At 64.7% G+C, this 17,991-nt stretch carries 18 protein-coding genes; 16 read left to right on the top strand and 2 right to left on the bottom strand.

The genetic code is table 11. The annotated features are described in order from the left end of the window. The first annotated feature begins 1 nt into the window (after position 1). The 3 genes from LB572_RS07460 to LB572_RS07450 are packed head-to-tail and all read left to right on the top strand — an operon-like array spanning position 2 to position 3,598. Positions 2 to 1,021: an ABC transporter ATP-binding protein gene (locus LB572_RS07460; RefSeq protein WP_224667263.1), complete on the top strand. Its 1,020-nt coding sequence runs from the start codon at positions 2 to 4 to the stop codon at positions 1,019 to 1,021. Between the two features lie 25 nt (positions 1,022 to 1,046). Further along, positions 1,047 to 1,892, top strand: a complete 846-nt coding sequence (locus LB572_RS07455) for an SMP-30/gluconolactonase/LRE family protein (RefSeq protein ID WP_224667262.1) — start codon at positions 1,047 to 1,049, stop codon at positions 1,890 to 1,892. Between the two features lie 38 nt (positions 1,893 to 1,930). Beyond that, positions 1,931 to 3,598, top strand: coding sequence for a N,N-dimethylformamidase beta subunit family domain-containing protein (locus LB572_RS07450; RefSeq protein ID WP_224667261.1), 1,668 nt, complete (start codon positions 1,931 to 1,933; stop codon positions 3,596 to 3,598). Between the two features lie 98 nt (positions 3,599 to 3,696). On the opposite strand, the gene LB572_RS07445 is transcribed toward LB572_RS07450, so the two are convergent. Both LB572_RS07445 and LB572_RS07440 read right to left on the bottom strand, forming a co-directional pair. Next, positions 3,697 to 4,914 (bottom strand): NAD(P)/FAD-dependent oxidoreductase, encoded by a 1,218-nt coding sequence (locus tag LB572_RS07445; RefSeq protein WP_224667260.1) that lies wholly within the window; start codon positions 4,912 to 4,914, stop codon positions 3,697 to 3,699. 14 nt (positions 4,915 to 4,928) lie between these two features. Continuing rightward, positions 4,929 to 5,693 carry an HpcH/HpaI aldolase family protein gene (locus LB572_RS07440; protein WP_224667259.1) on the bottom strand — a complete coding sequence of 255 codons (765 nt, stop codon included), beginning with the start codon at positions 5,691 to 5,693 and terminating at the stop codon, positions 4,929 to 4,931. A 113-nt stretch (positions 5,694 to 5,806) separates the two neighbouring features. On the opposite strand from LB572_RS07440, the gene LB572_RS07435 reads away from it, so the two are divergent. From LB572_RS07435 to LB572_RS07375, 13 genes are all read left to right on the top strand, one after another. Then, entirely contained in the window at positions 5,807 to 6,697 is an 891-nt protein-coding gene (locus LB572_RS07435) for a 2-hydroxy-3-oxopropionate reductase (protein ID WP_140803207.1), read from the top strand. A gap of 3 nt (positions 6,698 to 6,700) precedes the next feature. Further along, on the top strand, positions 6,701 to 7,513 hold the full coding sequence (locus LB572_RS07430; RefSeq protein WP_140803208.1) for a shikimate dehydrogenase family protein: 813 nt from the start codon (positions 6,701 to 6,703) through the stop codon (positions 7,511 to 7,513). Continuing rightward, positions 7,506 to 8,312: an SDR family NAD(P)-dependent oxidoreductase gene (locus LB572_RS07425; RefSeq protein ID WP_224667258.1), complete on the top strand. Its 807-nt coding sequence runs from the start codon at positions 7,506 to 7,508 to the stop codon at positions 8,310 to 8,312. Before LB572_RS07430 ends, LB572_RS07425 begins: the two co-directional genes overlap by 8 nt. 13 nt (positions 8,313 to 8,325) lie before the next feature. Then, positions 8,326 to 8,673 (top strand): RidA family protein, encoded by a 348-nt coding sequence (locus LB572_RS07420; protein ID WP_140803210.1) that lies wholly within the window; start codon positions 8,326 to 8,328, stop codon positions 8,671 to 8,673. 56 nt (positions 8,674 to 8,729) lie between these two features. Continuing rightward, the gene (locus tag LB572_RS07415; protein ID WP_140803211.1) at positions 8,730 to 9,518 is read left to right on the top strand and encodes a FadR/GntR family transcriptional regulator; all 789 of its coding nucleotides are present in this window, start codon (positions 8,730 to 8,732) and stop codon (positions 9,516 to 9,518) included. A gap of 294 nt (positions 9,519 to 9,812) precedes the next feature. Continuing rightward, positions 9,813 to 10,523 (top strand): SDR family oxidoreductase, encoded by a 711-nt coding sequence (locus tag LB572_RS07410; protein ID WP_224667257.1) that lies wholly within the window; start codon positions 9,813 to 9,815, stop codon positions 10,521 to 10,523. 11 nt (positions 10,524 to 10,534) lie between these two features. Continuing rightward, a complete protein-coding gene (locus tag LB572_RS07405; protein ID WP_224667256.1) occupies positions 10,535 to 11,284 on the top strand; it encodes an SDR family NAD(P)-dependent oxidoreductase in 750 nt (249 codons plus the stop codon). Between the two features lie 82 nt (positions 11,285 to 11,366). Further along, a complete protein-coding gene (locus LB572_RS07400; protein ID WP_140803214.1) occupies positions 11,367 to 12,314 on the top strand; it encodes a LysR substrate-binding domain-containing protein in 948 nt (315 codons plus the stop codon). 89 nt (positions 12,315 to 12,403) lie between these two features. Beyond that, positions 12,404 to 13,438, top strand: coding sequence for an amino acid ABC transporter substrate-binding protein (locus LB572_RS07395; RefSeq protein WP_224667255.1), 1,035 nt, complete (start codon positions 12,404 to 12,406; stop codon positions 13,436 to 13,438). An 81-nt stretch (positions 13,439 to 13,519) separates the two neighbouring features. Further along, on the top strand, positions 13,520 to 14,683 hold the full coding sequence (locus LB572_RS07390; RefSeq protein WP_140803216.1) for an ABC transporter permease subunit: 1,164 nt from the start codon (positions 13,520 to 13,522) through the stop codon (positions 14,681 to 14,683). Positions 14,684 to 14,686: 3 nt separating this feature from the next. After that, positions 14,687 to 15,766, top strand: coding sequence for an amino acid ABC transporter permease (locus tag LB572_RS07385; protein WP_140803217.1), 1,080 nt, complete (start codon positions 14,687 to 14,689; stop codon positions 15,764 to 15,766). 11 nt (positions 15,767 to 15,777) lie between these two features. Next, a complete protein-coding gene (locus LB572_RS07380; protein ID WP_140803218.1) occupies positions 15,778 to 16,533 on the top strand; it encodes an amino acid ABC transporter ATP-binding protein in 756 nt (251 codons plus the stop codon). A 53-nt stretch (positions 16,534 to 16,586) separates the two neighbouring features. Then, positions 16,587 to 17,990 carry an FAD-binding oxidoreductase gene (locus LB572_RS07375; protein ID WP_224667254.1) on the top strand — a complete coding sequence of 468 codons (1,404 nt, stop codon included), beginning with the start codon at positions 16,587 to 16,589 and terminating at the stop codon, positions 17,988 to 17,990. Position 17,991 lies beyond the last annotated feature (1 nt).

Genomic DNA, 17,991 nt, shown 5'->3' with positions numbered 1-17,991 from the left:
CATGGCGCTTCTCGAACTCGATGCCGTCTCGAAAATCTTCTCGCAGCGCCGCGGCGGCCGCGCCGTGCAGGCGGTGGCCGGTGTTTCGCTCGCCGTGGGCAAGGGAGAGACGTTGGGGCTGGTCGGCGAGAGCGGATGCGGCAAGTCCACTCTCGCCCGGCTGGCGCTCAAGCTGGTCGACGTGACGGACGGGCGCGTGCGCTTCGACGGCGTCGACGTGACCGGTTTCGCCAGCCGGCGCATGCTGCCGATCCGCCGTCGCCTGCAGGCCGTGTTCCAGGATCCGCTCGCCTCGCTCAACGCGCGCATGACGATCGCCGAAGTGATGCGCGAGCCGTTCGATACCCATGGCCTCAAGCTTGGCGCCGGGCTTGAGCCACGCATCCGCGAGCTTCTCTCCTTCGTCGGATTGGAGAACATCGACATCCAAAAACTGCCCGGTCAATTTTCCGGCGGCCAGCTGCAGCGCATCGCCATCGCAAGGGCGCTGGCGCTCGAACCGGAAATCATCGTCGCCGACGAGCCGACCTCGGCGCTCGATCCGTCGATCCAGGCCCAGATCGTCAATCTGATGCTGCAGATCCAGCGCAAGCGCGGCATCTCCTATTTGATCATCTCGCATGACCTCGACGTCATCGGCCACGTCGCCGACCGCATTGCGGTGATGTATCTCGGCACCATCATCGAGCAGGGAACGGCCGACGAGATCATGCAGCGGCCGCTGCATCCTTACACGCAGGCGCTGCTGTCGGCGGCGCCGACGCTTGCCGCGCGCCGCCAGGTCGGCTGGAAGCGCATCATGCTCACCGGCGATCCGCCCAATCCGGCCGACGTGCCATCCGGTTGCCGGTTCCACCCGCGCTGCCATTTGGCGCGCGATATCTGCCGGGAGAAAGTGCCGCCGCTGCGCGCCATGCCCGGCACCGGCCAGATGGTGGCCTGCCACCTTGCGCCCGAAGAAACGGCACGGGCGGGCGGCGAGGTGGGACGCGCCAGGCGCGGGCTGGCCGTCGCCAGCTAGAAGCACTGCGAAAGAGGGAGGCGTTATGAAACGGTCGAAGGAAATCCATGTGACGGGCCTGGGCTTTCCGGAGGGACCGGTGGCGCTCCCGGATGGTTCTATCGCCTTCGTCGACCTGCTGCACGCCAAGGTCCGCGCCTTCAAGGACGGTGCCGCGCGCGAGCTGGCCACCCTTCCCGGCGCGCCGAACGGCATGCGGCTCGGCCCCGACGGCGCGCTCTACATCTGCAACAATGGCGGCCTCGCGCCGGAATCGTTGGAGAAGCTGCACTTCGCCGCGCCGATGATTCCCGGCTGCATCCAGCGCCTGCAGCTCGACGGCCGCTGGGAGAATTTTGCCGACCATGTGCCCGGCGCCAAGCCTTCGCGGCCAAACGATTTGATCTTCACGCCGGAAGGCGAAATCGTCTTCACCGACCCGCAGAACTGGGAGGTGCTGGGCGCCGATGCCAGTGCCTATCTTGGCGGGCAGTTGCTTGCGGCTGGACAGGACCGGAAGGTCCGTGCGCTGGCCAAGATGACCGGCTTCCCGAACGGGCTGGTGTTCCATCCCGACGGCTCGCTGATCGTCGGCATCACCATGGAGCATCGTCTGCTGCGCTTCGACTGGAACGGCGGCAGCGTCGGCGCGATGAGCGAATGGGTTCGTTTCGACGGCCGCTTCAATCCCGACGGCATGGTCTTCCAGGAGGGCCTGCTCTACGTCACCGGCAGCACCGGCGACCGGGTCGCGATCCTCGACGCCACCGGACGGCTGGTCGAGATGATCGATTGCGGCGAGGGCAGCGACCCGACCAATTGCTGCGTCCATGACGGCCGGCTCTGGGTCACGCTCGGCCTGCCCGGCCAACTCGTCTCGTACACGCTTTGACCGACCTTTCCTGCAGATGAACTGAGTGAAGCAAGCCCATGTCCCGTGAAGACGATTTCGTTCCGCCCGAACTCGGTCCCGTCAACATCCGCCCGCGCAAGGCCTGGGCCATGTCCGCCGACGAGCATTGGCACTCCAACCCCTGGTACGAGGCGCCGCGCGGCGACCCTGCCTTGCCCGAGGTCTATACCTACACGGACACGATGTCCTATGACCCGGGCGACGAGGTCGTCTTCCATTCCTCGACCACCGCTCCGCATTGGACGCTGGAGATCTACCGCGACGGCTATCGGCCGGAGACCGTCCACAAGGTCGAGGACATCGCCGGCGCCTTCGCGCCGACGCCGGCGGATGCATACCGCTCCGGCTGCGGCTGGCCCGTCAGCCACCGCTGGCGGCTGCCGGCCGATCTGCGCTCGGGCTTCTACCGTGTCGTCTCGACCTGCGCCCGCGCCAATGGCGGCAAGTTCGTCCAGCATCATTTCTTCGTCGTGCGTCCGACAGCGGCCACGCGCCGCGCCAAGATCCTGATGATCCTGCCGACCGGCACCTGGACCGCTTACAATGATTTCGGCGGCGCCAACCACTATTTCGGCGTTGTCGGTCCGGGCAAGGACCAGCCCTCGCCCGTGCTTTCTCTCGAGCGCCCGTGGACCCGTGGCGTCGTCTGGCTGCCGCCCGGCGCGCCACGCATCTGCGCCGACCCGCTGCCCGAGTTCGGCGATGCGCCGCGCTACCCGATGAAGGAATGGGCCTATGCCAACGGCTTCGGCCAGTATTACGCCGCCGCCGGCTGGGCGCAGTTCGACCGCCACTTCGTGCTGTGGGCGGAGAAGGAAGGCTACGAGCTCGACATGATCACGCAGACCGACCTGCACTACAGGCCGGAACTGCTCGACGCCTATCCGTGCGTGACCATCGTCGGCCACGACGAATACTGGACCCGCGAGATGCGGTTGGCGATCGAAGCCTATGTCGAACGCGGCGGCAGGCTTGCGCGCTTCGGCGCCAACTTCCTCTGGCAGATCCGCCTGGAGGACGACGGCAAGCGCCAGATCTGCCACAAGTTCAACGCCATCAATAACGATCCCGTCGCCGGCACCGACAAGGCGCATCTGCTGTCGACCGCATGGGAAGACAAGGACGTCGCCTGGCCAGGCGCCTCGACGGTCGGCGTCAACGGATTGCATGGACTCTACGCGTCCTGGGGCGGCTTCGCGCCGCACGGCCAGAAGGGCTTCACCGTCTACCGGCCCGAGCACTGGGTGTTTGCCCGCACCGGGCTTCACTATGCCGACATCTTCGGCGATAAGGAGCGCATCTTCGCCTACGAGGTCGATGGTCTAGACTACACGTTCAGGCATGGCCTGCCCTACCCCGTCCCCGTCGATGGTCAGCCGGAAACGATCGAAATCCTTGCCATGGCGCCGGCGGTGCTTGCCGAGGACGAGCCGGACGGCGAAGGCTTCCGCTACTATGTCCGCAGCAGCGACCATGAGGGCCTGGTCAAATGCGTCACCGGCGAGGTGACGCCGGAAGGGCTCGCCCGCTACAAATACGGCGCCGGCATGATGGTGCACATGACGCGCGGCAAGGGTGAAGTGCTGACCGCAGCGACATGCGAGTGGGTCATGGGCCTCAAGCGCGGCGACCGCTTCACCGAGCAGATCACCCGCAACGTGCTTGATCGGTTCACAAGCTCATAGCGTCAGTTGTCGCAAAGTCACGAAGCAGCAAGGCGAAGTCTTTGGACAGTTGGTAGCGAAGCTCGATTTCTTGCTTGGTCCCGGTGGTCTTCAAGGTTCTAGATCACCGCTTCCTCGAGAAACGGTTCGTTGCGCGCAATGCGTTCATAGCAGAAGGGCGACAGGTCGAGCGTCTGGAAAGCGCCGTGAATGATCAGCTCCGAGACCGCCCGGCCAACCGCAGGCGACTGCTGCAGGCCGTGGCCCGAGAAGCCGTTGGCGAACATGAAGTTTTTCACCTCGGGGTGGAAGCCGACGATGCCGTTGTGGTCGAGCATGTTGTATTCGTAGTGGCCGGTCCAGCTGGTCTGCACCTTCAGCGCGTCGAAGGCCGGGATCCGATGCCATAGCGCCGGCCAGATATAGTCGTCGAACTCCTCGAAATGCATCTCGAAGTCGTCGTAGTCGGCCGGTCCGTCGCCCTGCGGCGTGTTGCCGGTGAGGAAAAGCTCGCCTTCCGGCCGCACGAAGGTGCCGGAAAGGTCGATGACGTTGGGCATGCGGCCGGGGATCGGATTGGCGCTGGCAAAGACGAAGCTGTAGCGCTTGTAGGGCGCGACCGGGATTGACAGCCCAGCCATGGCGGCGACCTGCTGCGCTCGCGGACCCGCTGCGTTGACCAGCGTTCCGCAAGCGACCGTCTCGCCTGTCGCGAGCCGCACCGAGACGACCCGCCCGTCAACGATGTCCAGCGCCGTCACTGCGTTGTCGATATACTCGACCCCGCTGCCGCGCGCCGCGCGGCGGAAGCCGTTCAGCATGCCCATGGAATCGAACCAGCCCTCCTCGCGCGAACCCCACGAGCCGCCGCCGAGATCGTCGACATTCAGCCACGGAAAACGCTCCTTCAAGGCGCCTGGTTCAAGAAAGACGGTGTGCGCGCCAAGGCTGCGCTGCAGCTCGACCCTTTCGCGCGCCGCGTCCACGCCTTCCGGCGAGCAGCAATAGAGATACCCATGTTCCTTGAAGCCGAGATCGGGCGCCGGCTCGTCCGTGTAGAAAGGCGCCATCCGCTCCTGGAAGCCGCGGATGATCTCGATGCCGAACTGGCTGATCTTCACATTGATCGGGTTGGAATATTGCTGGCGGATGGCGCTGGTGGAAAGCGCCGTCGAGGAGAATTCGTAGCTCGAGTCGCGTTCGACCACGAGGATCGAGGCGCCGCTGCCCAGCGCCTGGCTCAGCCAATAGGCCGTCGATGAGCCGACGACGGCGCCGCCGACGATGACGATGTCATAGGCGCCGCGCGAAGGGGACTTGTAAGGAGGGATAGCCACTTCTGTTCTCCGCTCTACTGGTTGAACGAGGCGATCAGGGCATCAGAACCTCGCGCCAGCAGGCCGAGGTCCGACCCAACGGCCACCATGGTGAAGCCGTCGGCGAGATAGCGGTCCGCGTCGGCCTTCACGGGAGCCAGGATGCCGCTGGCCTTGCCTGCCGAGGCAGCGGCCTTGCGCACGGACGATATCGCCTCCTGCACATGCTTGGCGCCGGGATTGCCCATCGCGCCCATATTCGTGGACAGGTCGCCCGGCCCGACAAACAGGACATCGACCCCCTCGACCGCGGCGATCTCGGTGGCATTGGCGACGCCGGCCTCGTCTTCGATCTGCACGGCAAGCAGCTGCTGCTCACGCGCTTTTGCATGATAGCCGGCGATGCGGCCGAAAGCGTTGGCGCGGTGACCGACCGAGAAACCGCGGAAGCCGCCCGGCGCATAGGTCATGGCAGCGACGATCGCGCGCGCCTGCTCCGCCGTGCGCACATTCGGGATCATCAGGCTGCGGGCCCCGACATCCAGCGCCTGTTTCATCAGATTGGGATCGTCGGATGGCAAGCGGACGACCGCCTCGCAGGCAAACGCCGCCGCGACCTGCAGCTGCGCCATGATGCTGCGCAGATCGTTCGGGCTGTGCTCGCCGTCGATCAGCAGCCAGCCCGCCCCGGAGCCCGCCACGATCTCGGTGGTGAGCGCCGAGGCCAGTGAGCACCAGATGCCGATATGAGCCCGGCCGGCCTGTACGGCCGCCTTCAGCGAATTGACGCGCTCCTGCATTTTGCGATCGGTCTCCAGCCGTAAAGAAGATGCATTGAAATTTGTATGATGTCCTATATCATACGCCACGCTTGAGCTGCAAGGCGCTGTGACACCACATTGGGAGTTGCTTAATGAAAATCGGCTTCATCGGGCTTGGCGTCATGGGTGCACCGATGGCGCGGCATCTCGCCGATGCCGGACATGGGATCGTCACCGTCCTCAATCGCGCGCCTCTTCCGAAAGATCTGAAAGCATCGGTCGTCGCCTCTCCGGCCGAGGTGGCGCAGCTTTCTGAAATCGTCATCACTATGCTTCCCGACACACCCGACGTCGAGCGCGTCCTGCTCGGGCAGAACGGCGTGCTGGACGGAATTTCGGCCGGCAAGCTGGTCACCGACATGAGCTCGATCAGCCCGATTGCCACGGCCGGCTTTGCCGCGAAGATAAGGCAGGCAGGCGCAGGCTATCTCGATGCGCCGGTCTCCGGCGGCGAGGTCGGCGCCAAGGCGGCCAGCCTCACCATCATGGTCGGCGGACCGGTCGCCGAGTTCGAGCGGGCGCTGCCGATCTTCGAGAAGCTCGGCAAGAACATCACGCTGATCGGCGAAAAGAACGGCGCCGGTCAGACCTGCAAGATCGCCAACCAGATCATCGTCGCGCTCAACATCGAGGCCGTTGCCGAAGCGCTTGTTTTTGCGAGCAAAGCGGGCTGCGACCCGGCGAAGGTGCGCAGCGCGCTGATGGGTGGCTTTGCCTCCTCGCGCGTGCTCGACGTGCATGGCGAGCGCATGATCGCCCGCAGCTTCGCGCCAGGTTTTCGCGTCCGGCTGCACCAGAAGGATCTCAATCTGGCGCTCGAAAGCGCACGCGCGCTCGGCGTTGCCTTGCCGGGCACGGCAACGGCGCAGCAGTTGATGAATGCCTGCTCGGCCCGGGCGGGTGGCTCGGAAGCCGACCATTCGTCGCTCGTGCGGGCCCTCGAAATTCTGAGTGATCACGAACTGTCAAACGGAAAGGAATAACCGATGCGCGGAACCGGCAAGGCCGACATCTACGTCATGCTGGCCCATCCCGTGGGTCATGCCAAAAGCCCTGGCATCTTCAACGAGATCTTCGAGCAGAAGGGGCTCGACAGCCTGATGGTGCCGCTGAGCTGCCGTCCGGAAGATTTCGACACGTTCTGGGCCGGCATCACGGCGGCGGAGAATATCCGGGGCGTGATCATCTCGGTGCCCTACAAGGTCCCGGTCTACCACAAATGCGCTGCCGCCCATGACCGTGCCGCTCGCGTGCAAAGCGCCAACTCGGTGCGTCGGCAGGCGGACGGCAGCTGGTACGCCGACAATTTCGACGGCGTCGGCTTTATCGATGGCCTGAAGGCCGGGGGACATCAGATTTCCGGCAAGCGCATACTCCAGGTCGGCGCCGGCGGCGCGGGCTCTTCGCTGACCTATTGCCTCGCCGAGGAAGGCGCGGCCGAGATCCGCCTGACCGATGTCGACAAGGACCGCGCGCAAAAGCTCGCTTCGCTGGTCAACAAGTCGTTCCCCAATTGCCGCATCGAGGTTGGCGAGCCCGATCCGTCCGGCATGGATATGGCGATCAACGCCACGCCGTCCGGGCTGAAAGCCGGCGACCCGCTGCCGATGGATGTGAGCAAGCTGACGCCGGAGATGACCGTGGTCGACATCATCATGGAGCCGGCCGAGACGGCCCTGCTCAAAGCGGCGAAAGAGATCGGCTGCCGCATCCAGCCCGGTCGCCCGATGATGGATTTCCAGGTCGAGGCCATGGCCGAATTCTTCGACATCGATCGGAAGGATCGCCGCAATGGCTGATGCAATGACCGCCGTCGTCATCGGCGGCACGTCCGGCATCGGCCGCGCAATGGCCGAACGCTTCGCCGAGGACGGCTATCAGGTGGTGGTCGCCGGCCGTGATGCAGTGCGGGGCGAGGAAGCGGCCGGCGCCTGCGAGAATGCGGGCGCGCCACGCGCGCTGTTTGCCCAGACCGATGTCGGCGATCCCGCCTCGGTCGAAGCGCTGGCGCGGGCTGTCGGCGACGCCTTCGGCACGCCACATGTCGTGGTCAACTGCGCCGGCATCCTGCAGAGCGGCAAGCACGTGCTCGACCAGGACCTCGCCGAAGACGAGCGGATGTGGCGCATCAACTATCGCGGCACGTTGCTTGGCTGCCAGGTGTTCGGCCGGCTGATGTCGGCCGCCGGGCGCGGCGCGATCCTCAATGTCGGCTCGCTTGCCTCTTTCGCGCCGCTGTCGTTGCCGGCTTACACGCCAGGAAAGCACGCGGTTCTGGCGCTCACCCAGATGCTGGCCGCCGAGCTCGGCCCGCATGGCGTTCGCGTGAATGCCGTGGCACCGGGCTATACGCTGTCGGACGGACTGAAGGTGAAGATCGCAAAGGGCGAGCGCAACCCGGAAGCCATCCAGGCCACGACGGCGCTGCGCCGCTTCGTCGAGCCGCGCGATGTCGCCGAGGCGGCCCTGTTCCTCTGCTCCGACCGCGCCGCGTCGATAACCGGCGTGACCTTGCCGGTCGACGCCGGCTGGCTCGTCCAGGCGCCTTACGCGCAGTACCTGCAAGGCAACCCCATCCGGCAGACGCCGGCAATCTGACAAAGGAAAACCAGTGGGCGATATCCAGCGCTTCGACTTCGACACCCGCATCCATCACGGCGTCATCCACAACGGCACGCTCTATTTGACCGGCCAGGTCGCAAAACCCGGCCAGTCCGCGGCCGACCAGATGCGCGAGGTGCTCAGCAAGATCGACGCGCTGCTCGCCAAGGCAGGCACGGACAAGACGCGCATCCTCCACGTCCAGATGTGGCTGGACGACATCAGGGACTTCGACGAGGTCAACACGGTCTGGGACGCCTGGATGCCGAAGGAGCATGCGCCGGCGCGCTCCTCCGGCGAAGGCCGCATGGCCAAGCCCGGCATGCTGGTCGAGCTGATCGTCACCGCGGCGGTTTGAATGGTCTTGTTGGTTCGGGCATCATCGCGAATCTCAACTTGGACGGAAGAGCCTGAATGACGAAGCGCAAGCCGCTTTCCACCGTCGTGGCGGAGAGTCTGTCCGAAAAGATACGCTCTGGATCGCTGCTTCCCGGCGCGCAACTGCCGACAGAGGCGGAGCTTTGCGCCGAATACGACGTCAGCCGCACCGTCGTGCGCGAGGCGGTGGCCCGGCTGCGCTCCGAGGGCATGGTCGTGCCGCAGCAGGGGCGCGGCATGTTCGTCAGCGAAACGCCTGCGCCGCGCAATTTTTCGATTCCCGACGAGGCGCTCAGGACATTGCCGGAAACCATCGCCCTGCTCGAGCTCAGATTGAGCGTCGAAGTGGAATCCGCCGGGCTCTGCGCGGAACGGCGGAACGACAGGGAAGTCAGCGAAATCCGATCCATGATGGATGAGATCGATGCCCGGCACCCGGACCCCGCCGCCGTCCAGATCCACTACGACTATGATTTCCACCTCGCGATCGCCAAGGCCGCGCGCAACGAGTTCATCCACGGCTTCCTCGCCTATCTCGGGCCGATGATCGTGCCGCGCTTCCAGCTCGGCTATGTCGTCGAGCCCGCGCTCAAGGACAGCTACTACGCGCGCATCCACAGCGAGCACAAAGCCATCGTCGACGCCATCGAAAGGCAGGACGGAGCCAAGGCCCGCCAAGCGATGCGCAAGCATCTGCAGAACAGCCTGGGACGCGTGCGCGCGCTGGCGAAAGCCTCGGGCATCGAGGCAACCGAAGCGGAGCAGAAAGCCGCCGCGGCCTCGCTTTTCAAGGACCTGAGAAAGCCCCTGCCGACGGCCGGATAATTTCGCCGGTTTCGATCTGGTCCGCCGTCATCGATGCGCGCCCTGCCGGCCGTTTGCGAAAGCCATGTTTTTTCTCAGGTTGCGGCCGGAAAATCATTTCGGCGCGCTGAAACCACTGTTTTCCTTGGGCCAGAGGCTTTCGCCGTCGGACGGACACGTTGGAATATTCCAGCCGCCGAACAGGCTTTCGAAAGTTTATCTTTCCTTTTTGCTGGTTTTCTTGGTTTCGCGGCGCCGGCCCGCGCCGCACACTGAAACCTAGGCAAATGGGGAAGCCGCAATGGGAAAGCCCAAGTGACGACAGCCTTCATCACCGGAGCGACGAGCGGCATAGGCCGGGCCATGGCGATCGCCTTGAGTGATGCCGGCTATGACGTCTACGCGGTCGGCCGCAGTCAGGCCGCGCTCAGGGAATTGCAGGCCGAACGTCCGGGCATCGTACCGATCTCCGTCGACGTCACCGACCGCGAGGCGCTGGAATCGGTGCTGGCGGATCTCACCATCGATGTGCTGATCAACAATGCCGGCATCATGCCGCCGCTCGGCAATTTCGCCGACATGAAGATCGCAGACATCGACGCGACGCTGGAGGTGAACCTCAGCGCCGCGATCCTGCTCACCCGCCTCGTCGTGCCGCAGATGCGCGAGCGGCAGTCCGGGCATATCCTGTTCACCAGCTCGGTCGCGGCCCACGCCGCATTCTCCAACATCGCCGTCTATTCGGCCACCAAGGCGGGGATCTCCGGCTTTGCCGGCGCGCTGCGCGCCGACCTTTCCCCCTTCGGCGTGCGCGTCACCGAGATCGTCGCCGGCCGCGTCGAGACGCAGCTCTACCAGGACATCCTCGACGCCAAGGCGCGCGCCGCCATGTACGCCAGCAAGGTGGTGCAGCCCGATGACGTGGCCAGGATGGTCGTCGCCGTGCTCGCGCTGCCGGCATGGGCCGACGTTACCCGTTTCGACATCATGCCGACCTGGCCGACCTCGCCGAGCGGCACCAAGTAGGGAAAACTGCAATGAAGGATCTCTCCGTTCTGATCGTTGGTGGCGGCGCCGGCCTCGGCGCGCTCTTGGCCCAGATGGCTGTCGAGGCCGGGGCGGCAAAGATCGGCATCATCGACATCAACCAGCAAGCGGCGGAGAGCTCGCTTGGGCCGGCGAAGGCCAAGGGCCTGCCGATAGCGGCGGCCACGTGCGACATCCAGATCGGTCCGCAGTGCCACACCGCCTTCGATGCCATCGTGGCCAAGCTTGGGCGCGTCGACACGCTGATCAATTGCGCCGCCATCTATCCGCGCCGGCCGCTGCTCGAAATCACCGACGCGGACTGGGACGCCTCCAACGGCATCAACATCAAGGGCACCTACCATATGATGGTGGCGGCGGTCCGCCATATGCAGGCGCAGGAGCCTAAGGATCATGTGCGCGGGCGGATCGTGAATCTCACTTCCGTCGACGCCTTCAAGGCGCATCCGCAGAACGCCCATTATGCGGCCACCAAGGCCGCCGTCGTGAGCCTGACGCGGTCCTTCGCGCACTACGTCGCCAAGGACGGTATCCTAGTCAATTCCGTCGCGCCGGCCGGCATGGCCACCGAGAAGGCCAAGGCCCTCGGCTTCCTCGAGGAACTGGCCAAGGCAAGCCCGCTCGGCCGCGGCGCCGAGCCCACCGAGATCGCCGAATGGGTGCTGATGACGGGTGGCCCGAAGAACACCTACATGACCGGTGAAAACGTAATCGTTTCAGGTGGTTACATCTACGCTTAGAATCAATTCGGCAGCCGGCGACTGCTGAGCTTCGGCACTGAATGAGCAACGGAGTCTCGAACGAAAGGAGGCGGAATTTACCATGACCGGCAAGCTTCGCCTTCCTTCGCTGAATGCGCTTCGCGTCTTCCATGCCGTGGCGCAACACAAGAGCTTCCGGCAGGCGGCCGACGAGCTCCTGGTCACGCCGCAGGCAGTCGGGCAGCAGATCAAGCTTCTCGAAGACACGCTTCAGGTGACACTGTTCGAGCGCAAGGGCCGGTCGATCGAGCTGACCGAGTCGGCGATCCTGCTCTCGCACTACGTCAAGGCGGGCTTCGACGAGTTTTCCGAAGGCGTGCGCCGCGTCACCAAGTCGAACTACCGCGACCGCATCAACCTCAATGCGAGCCCGTATTTCGCCACGCATTACCTGCTGCCGAGGCTGTCGCTGTTCCGAGAGATGCTGCCTGGTGCCGACCTGCGCCTGACCACGATGGTCGACCTGCCCGATTTCGGCCGCGACGACATCGATATGACTGTGCAGTGGGGTTACGGCAACTGGCCCGACTACGAGGTCACGCTGCTGGTGCCTGACCCGAAAATCATCTGCTGCACGCCAGCGATCGGCGAGAAGATCAAATCGGCGCGTGATCTGACGAAGTTTACGCTGCTCGACACGGTCAAGTCGAAGCGCCTGTGGCCTGACATATTGCGGCACCTCGGCGTGGAACTGACCGACGGCGACCGCAGCATCAGCTTCGACGACGCGGCGACCATGCGCCGTGCAACCCTGCAAGGCATCGGCGTCGGCCTCGTCTCCGTCATCGACGCCGAGGAGGATTTCCGCTCCGGCGCGCTGGTCGCGCCGATCGGCCGCGACGCCATCGCCGACATGAAGCCGGAGGAAGTCCCCGGCTTCTACCTCGTCGTCCCGCGCGGGCATCTACGCGTGAAGGCGGTGGCCGCGCTCCATCGATGGCTGGCGCAGGAGGATTGGCGGAGCGACCTCAAGCTCTCCTTGCCGAAACCGACCCCGCTTTCCGACTGAGAAGCGGTCTCGAGACCGGGTCCCGAAAAAGCACTTGTGGGGCTCCAACAACAAGAAACGGAACAACCTCAACAGTGGAGACAATCAAAATGAAAATGATCAAATGGGGGGCCGCTGCCATGGCCCTGGGCCTCGTGCATCTGGCAGCACCCGCGGAAGCTGCCGGCGGCAAGACGCTCGAAGCCGTCAAGGCGCGCGGCATGCTCAACTGCACCGGCCATGACGGCTCCTATCTCGGCTTTGCCGAGGTGGACGACAAGGGCAACTGGAAGGGCATGGACATCGACCTTTGCAAGGCGGTGGCGACCGCCGTGTTCGGCGATCCGGCGAAGCTCAAGATCGTGCCGATCAGCTGGGCGCAGCGCTGGCCCTCGCTGCAGTCGGGCGATGTCGACATCATCATCAAGGCCTCGGGCGGCACGCTCAGCCGCGACACCGAGCTCGGCCTGCAATTCTCCATGTCCTATTACCTCGGAACCACCAAGGTGATGGCGCATAAGGAGCTCAACCTGAAGTCGCTCAAGGACGCCAATGGCGGCACGATCTGCATTCCCGCCGGCACTTCGCAGGAACAGCAGGTCGCCGCCTACGCACAGAAGCTCGGCATCAAGCTCGAGCCGGTGCTGATCGAAAAGACCGAAGAGCTCGAACAGGCCTATTTCTCCGGGCGCTGCGATCTCTATGCGCAGTGGGGTCCGACGCTGGCCATCGCCCGCATCGCCAAGAGCAAGGTCGAGGACCATGTGATCCTGCCCGACGTGCTCGCGGTCGAGCCTGAAGTGATGATCATGCGCCAGGGCGACGACAACTGGGTCGACATCGCCAACTGGACGCTGAGCACCCTGATCTTCGCCGAGCAGGAAGGCATCACCTCCAAGAATGTCGACGAGATCAAGGCCAAGCCGACCTCGCCGCAGGTGGCGAAGTTCCTCGGCGTCACGCCCGGCATGGGCAAGGGCCTGGGGCTCTCCGACGACTGGGCCTACAACGTCATCAAGAAGGTCGGCAATTACGGCGAGATCTTCGAGCGCGATCTCGGCAAGGATTCGCCCTACAAGATGGATCGCGAGCTGACCAATTTGTGGAACAATGGCGGTGTCCTGTTCCCGCTGGTGATCGACTGATCCTAGTCTGAACCTGTCCCGCTCGGGCTCCGTCCGGCTTCGGTCGGACGGAGCCGGCAGCTATTCGAGAAAGATCGGTCGATGGTCAGCCTGCTGAGAAATCAGAAGGTCCGCAACGCGCTGTTGCAGGTCCTCTATGTCGGCTTGCTCGCGGCGCTGGTGCTCGCCGGCGTCGTGATCGCGCGGCGAAATCTGGCCGAGCAGGGGATCACCTCCGGTTTCGACTTTCTCTACAAGTCGACCGGCTGGGACGTGAACTTCTCGCTATTGCCTGCCACGGCCAACGATCCCTATTGGTGGTTCTTCCTTATCGGCATCATCAACACGCTGTTCCTCGGCACCGTCGGGTTGATGCTGGCGACGCTGGTCGGAACGATCGTCGGCCTGGCGCGGACCTCGTCTAACGAACTGGCGCGGCTGCTCGGCCGTACCTATGTCGATATCTTCCGCAACATCCCGCTGATCCTCCAGGTCTTCTTCTGGTACGCCATCATCACGCATTTGCCGACGCCGCGCGCAGCGCATGAGGCATGGGGCATGCTGCTGACCAGCCGCGGCCTTTACGTGCCGGTTCCGAATGTCGGCGGCATCGCCTTTGCGGCGGCGATACTTGCCGTGATCTCGGCAATCGCGCTCCCGCTCTGGCTCGGCCGGACCTCGCGCCTGAGCCAACCATTCGGCGAGCGGCTCGGCATTCAACTGGCCGCGGCGGCGACGGCGCTGGCCACCGCTGCCGTCATCCTGGCGCTCGGTCGCCTGCCGGACGGGCCGATGCTCGACTTCCCCACCTTGCGAGGCCTCAACCTGCAGGGCGGCCTGCGCATTCCGCCGGAGTTTTCCGCCCTCGCTATCGCCATTGCCATCTATGGCGGCTCCTACATCGCCGAGATCGTGCGCGGCGGCTTCAAGGCCGTCGGCAAGGGCCAGATGGAGGCGGCGCTATCGCTGGGCTTGAGCCCGTGGCGCGTGTTCACGCTGGTGCGGCTGCCGCTGGCGCTGCGCGCCATGCTGCCGATCCTCGCCAACCAGTATGTCTGGCTGATGAAGGCGACGACCATGGGCATCGCCGTCGGCTTCACCGACTTCTTCATGATCGTGGCGCTGACCATCAACCATTCCGGCCAGACGCTGGAAGTGATCGGCATCCTGATGGCGGGCTTCCTCGCCATCAATCTCAGCCTCGCCGCGATCTTCAACCGCATCAACAAAGCCATTGCCCTGAAGGGCAATCAACTGAGGGGGTGAGGCATGGAGATGGTCGTTGTCGCGCCCCCTGCCCCGGGGAAGATCGAAGATCTGAAGCGCCGCTTCTTCGCGACGCCGCTTCAGGCCCTGCTGTCGCTGATCTCGCTGGCGGTCATGGCTTTCATTGCCTGGAAGCTGCTCAACTGGGCGGTCTTCTCGGCCGTCTTCACGACGAGCGGCGGACCCGAGGCCTGCCAGGCCGCGGCCGGCGCCTGCTGGTCGGTTATCGCGGCAAGGTGGCGCATCATCCTGTTCGGCCTCTACCCCTTCGATGAGCAATGGCGCTCGGCGCTGGCCTGCGTCACCGTCGTTGTGATGACCGTGCTGAGCTGCCTCCCGGCCTTCTGGACCGGACGCCGCATCGCGCTCGTCTGGGGAGCAGGCACGGCCCTCTATTATGTGCTGATGAAGGGCGGCGTGCTTGGGCTGCCCCAAGTCGGCGAGGAAGCCTGGGGCGGCCTGGCGCTCACCCTCTTCATCTTCGTCACCACCTGCCTGATCGGCTTTCCGCTGGCGATCTGCCTGGCTCTGCTGCGCCGCTCGGAGCTTCCCTGGATATCGCGGACCACCGCCCTCATCATCGACGGGGTCCGTTCGCTGCCGCTGATCTCGATCCTGTTCACCTTCGCCATCGTCCTGCCCTTCGCGCTGCCGCAATGGCTGGTGGGCGACAAGCTCTACCGGGTGATCCTGGGATCGGCACTCTTCTTCTCGGCCTATCAGGCCGAGATCGTGCGCGGCGGCATGCAAGGCGTACCGGCGGGACAGGAAGAAGCCGCCATGGCGCTCGGCATGAGCTACTGGCAGCGCATCGGCCGCATCCTGTTGCCGCAGGCGATGCGCAACGCGCTGCCGGCGACGATCAATCAGTTCGTCATCTCGTTCAAGGAGACCTCGCTTGTGGTCATCGTCGGCTTCTTCGAGATCCTGGCCTCCGGCAACGCCGCCTACGGCACCGGCGAATGGCGCTTCGCCTATGTCGAGGTCTATGCCTTCATCGCCTTCATCTACTTCGTCTTCGTCTTCAGCCTGTCTCGCTACGGCGCCTTCCTCGAGCGCCGCATGTCGGTCGGCGAACGGTAAGGAGGCGGCATATGAACTCGAGCAAAGTCTCAGGACCGGCGGTCCGCATCGAAAACCTCGACAAATATTACGGGACATTCCATGCATTGCGGAAGGTGAACCTGTCCGTGGAGCGAGGCGAAAGGATCGTCGTCTGCGGTCCTTCCGGCTCCGGCAAGTCCACCATGATCCGCTGCATCAACCGGCTTGAAGAGCACAATGGCGGCCGCATTACCGTGCTCGGCACCGAACTCGACGACGATGTCGCCAACATCGACGGGATCAGGCGCGAAGTCGGCATGGTGTTCCAGCACTTCAACCTGTTCCCGCATATGACGGTGCTGGACAACTGCATGATCGCGCCGATGATCGTGCGCAAGCTGCCGCGCGCGGAAGCGGAGGCGACCGCCCGGCGCTATCTCGAGAAGGTCCGCATCCCCGAGCAGGCGATGAAGTTTCCCGGCCAGCTCTCCGGCGGCCAGCAGCAACGCGTGGCGATCGCGCGGGCGCTTTGCATGCAGCCGCAGATCATGCTTTTCGACGAGCCGACCTCGGCGCTCGATCCGGAAATGATATCGGAGGTGCTGGACGTGATGGTGACGCTCGCCGCCGACGGCATGACGATGATCTGCGTCACGCATGAAATGGGCTTTGCGCGGCGTGTCGCCGACCGGGTGGTCTTCATGGACGGCGGCGAGATCGTCGAGGAGGCGCCGCCGGAAGAGTTCTTCACCTCTTGCCGCAACGAACGCACGCGACAATTCCTGTCGCAGGTCCTGGGTCATTGAGCCGGACGGTCTTACTGTCTATACGCGGCTCATCCCACATCTCAGGTACCCAGATGGTTGATCTCGTTAGCGCATTGCAGGCAGTCCTCGGGCCGAAAGGCTGGCTTTCGGGTAGCGATGCCGACCCCTACCGCCGCGATTGGCTCAACCGCTATGGCGTGGCGCCTCTTGGCGTTGCCAGGCCCGCCAGCACCGCGGAGGTGGCGGCAGTCGTAAACATATGCAGGGAGGCAGGCGCGGTGGTGATCCCGCAAGGCGGGAACACCGGTCTGTGCGGCGGCGCCGTCGCCGATCAGGCGAACGCGGTGATCGTCTCGCTTTCGCGCATGACGGCGATCGGCGAACCGGATCTGGAGAGCGGGTCGATCCTCGTCGATGCCGGCGTCGTGCTGGCCGGGTTGCATGAGGCGCTGGAACCGCATGGCCTGATGTTTCCGATGCATCTCGGCGCCGAAGGCAGCGCCAGGATCGGCGGCCTGATCGGTACAAATGCCGGCGGCAGCCAGGCGTTTCGCTTCGGCATGATGCAGGACCTGGTGCTCGGCCTCGAGGTCCTGATGCCGGATGGCACGGTGTGGGACGGACTTCGCGCCGTGCAGAAGGACAATGCCGGCTACCAGCTGCGCAAGCTGTTCTGCGGTTCGGAAGGCACGCTCGGCATCGTGACGCGCGCGGTGCTCAGGCTTTATCCCACGCCGAAGCAGCAGGCGAGCGCGCTTCTCGTCATGTCCGATTTCAGCGCCGCCGTGTCCTTCGGCGCCTTCCTGCGTGGCGAGGCCGGAGAATTCCTGGCCGGCCTCGAATTCTTTTCGGATGTCGGCCTGACGCTCGCGCTCAAGCATCTGCCGGACCTCGCCTATCAGCTGGAGACAAGAGGCGACGTCTATCTGCTCGTCGAGATGGCGTCGGGCTCGACGCGCGTCCCTCTCGACGACATCCTGGCTTCGGCGCTGGAATGGGGCATGGAGCAAGGCCTCGTCGTTGATGGCGCGCTGGCCAATTCGGGTGCGCAGCGGGCGCAGTTCTGGCGCCTGCGCGAGGAGCAGCCGGAGGGCCAGCGGCTGGAGGGCGAGCAGCTCAAGCACGACATCTCCGTGCCGCCGGGCGCGATCGCGCGCTTCATCGAGGCGGGCGCGAAGCTATGCAACGACATTCTTGCGGGCGTGCGGATCAATCCGTTCGGCCATCTCGGCGACGGCAACATCCACTACAATCTGTCGCCGCCGGAAGGCCGCGCCGATTTCGACGGCAAGGCGGCAGCATTCGCCGAGGCGCTGGCCGCTTTAGCCACCGACATGGGCGGCAGCTTCGCTGCCGAGCATGGGCTCGGCCGCGCCAAGATCGCCATGGCCGACCGCAATCGCAGCTCGACCGAGCGGATCCTCATGGCGCGGCTCAAGCGCGCATTCGATCCGCAAGCCACGATGAACCCTGGTGTTTTGGTGCGGGTTCCATAGA

Origin of the sequence: Mesorhizobium sp. BH1-1-5, from assembly GCF_020165615.1 — a bacterium.
Classification (GTDB): Bacteria; Pseudomonadota; Alphaproteobacteria; order Rhizobiales; family Rhizobiaceae; genus Mesorhizobium.
Note: the sequence above shows the minus strand (reverse complement) of the source record. Positions and strands in the feature narration are given on the sequence as shown.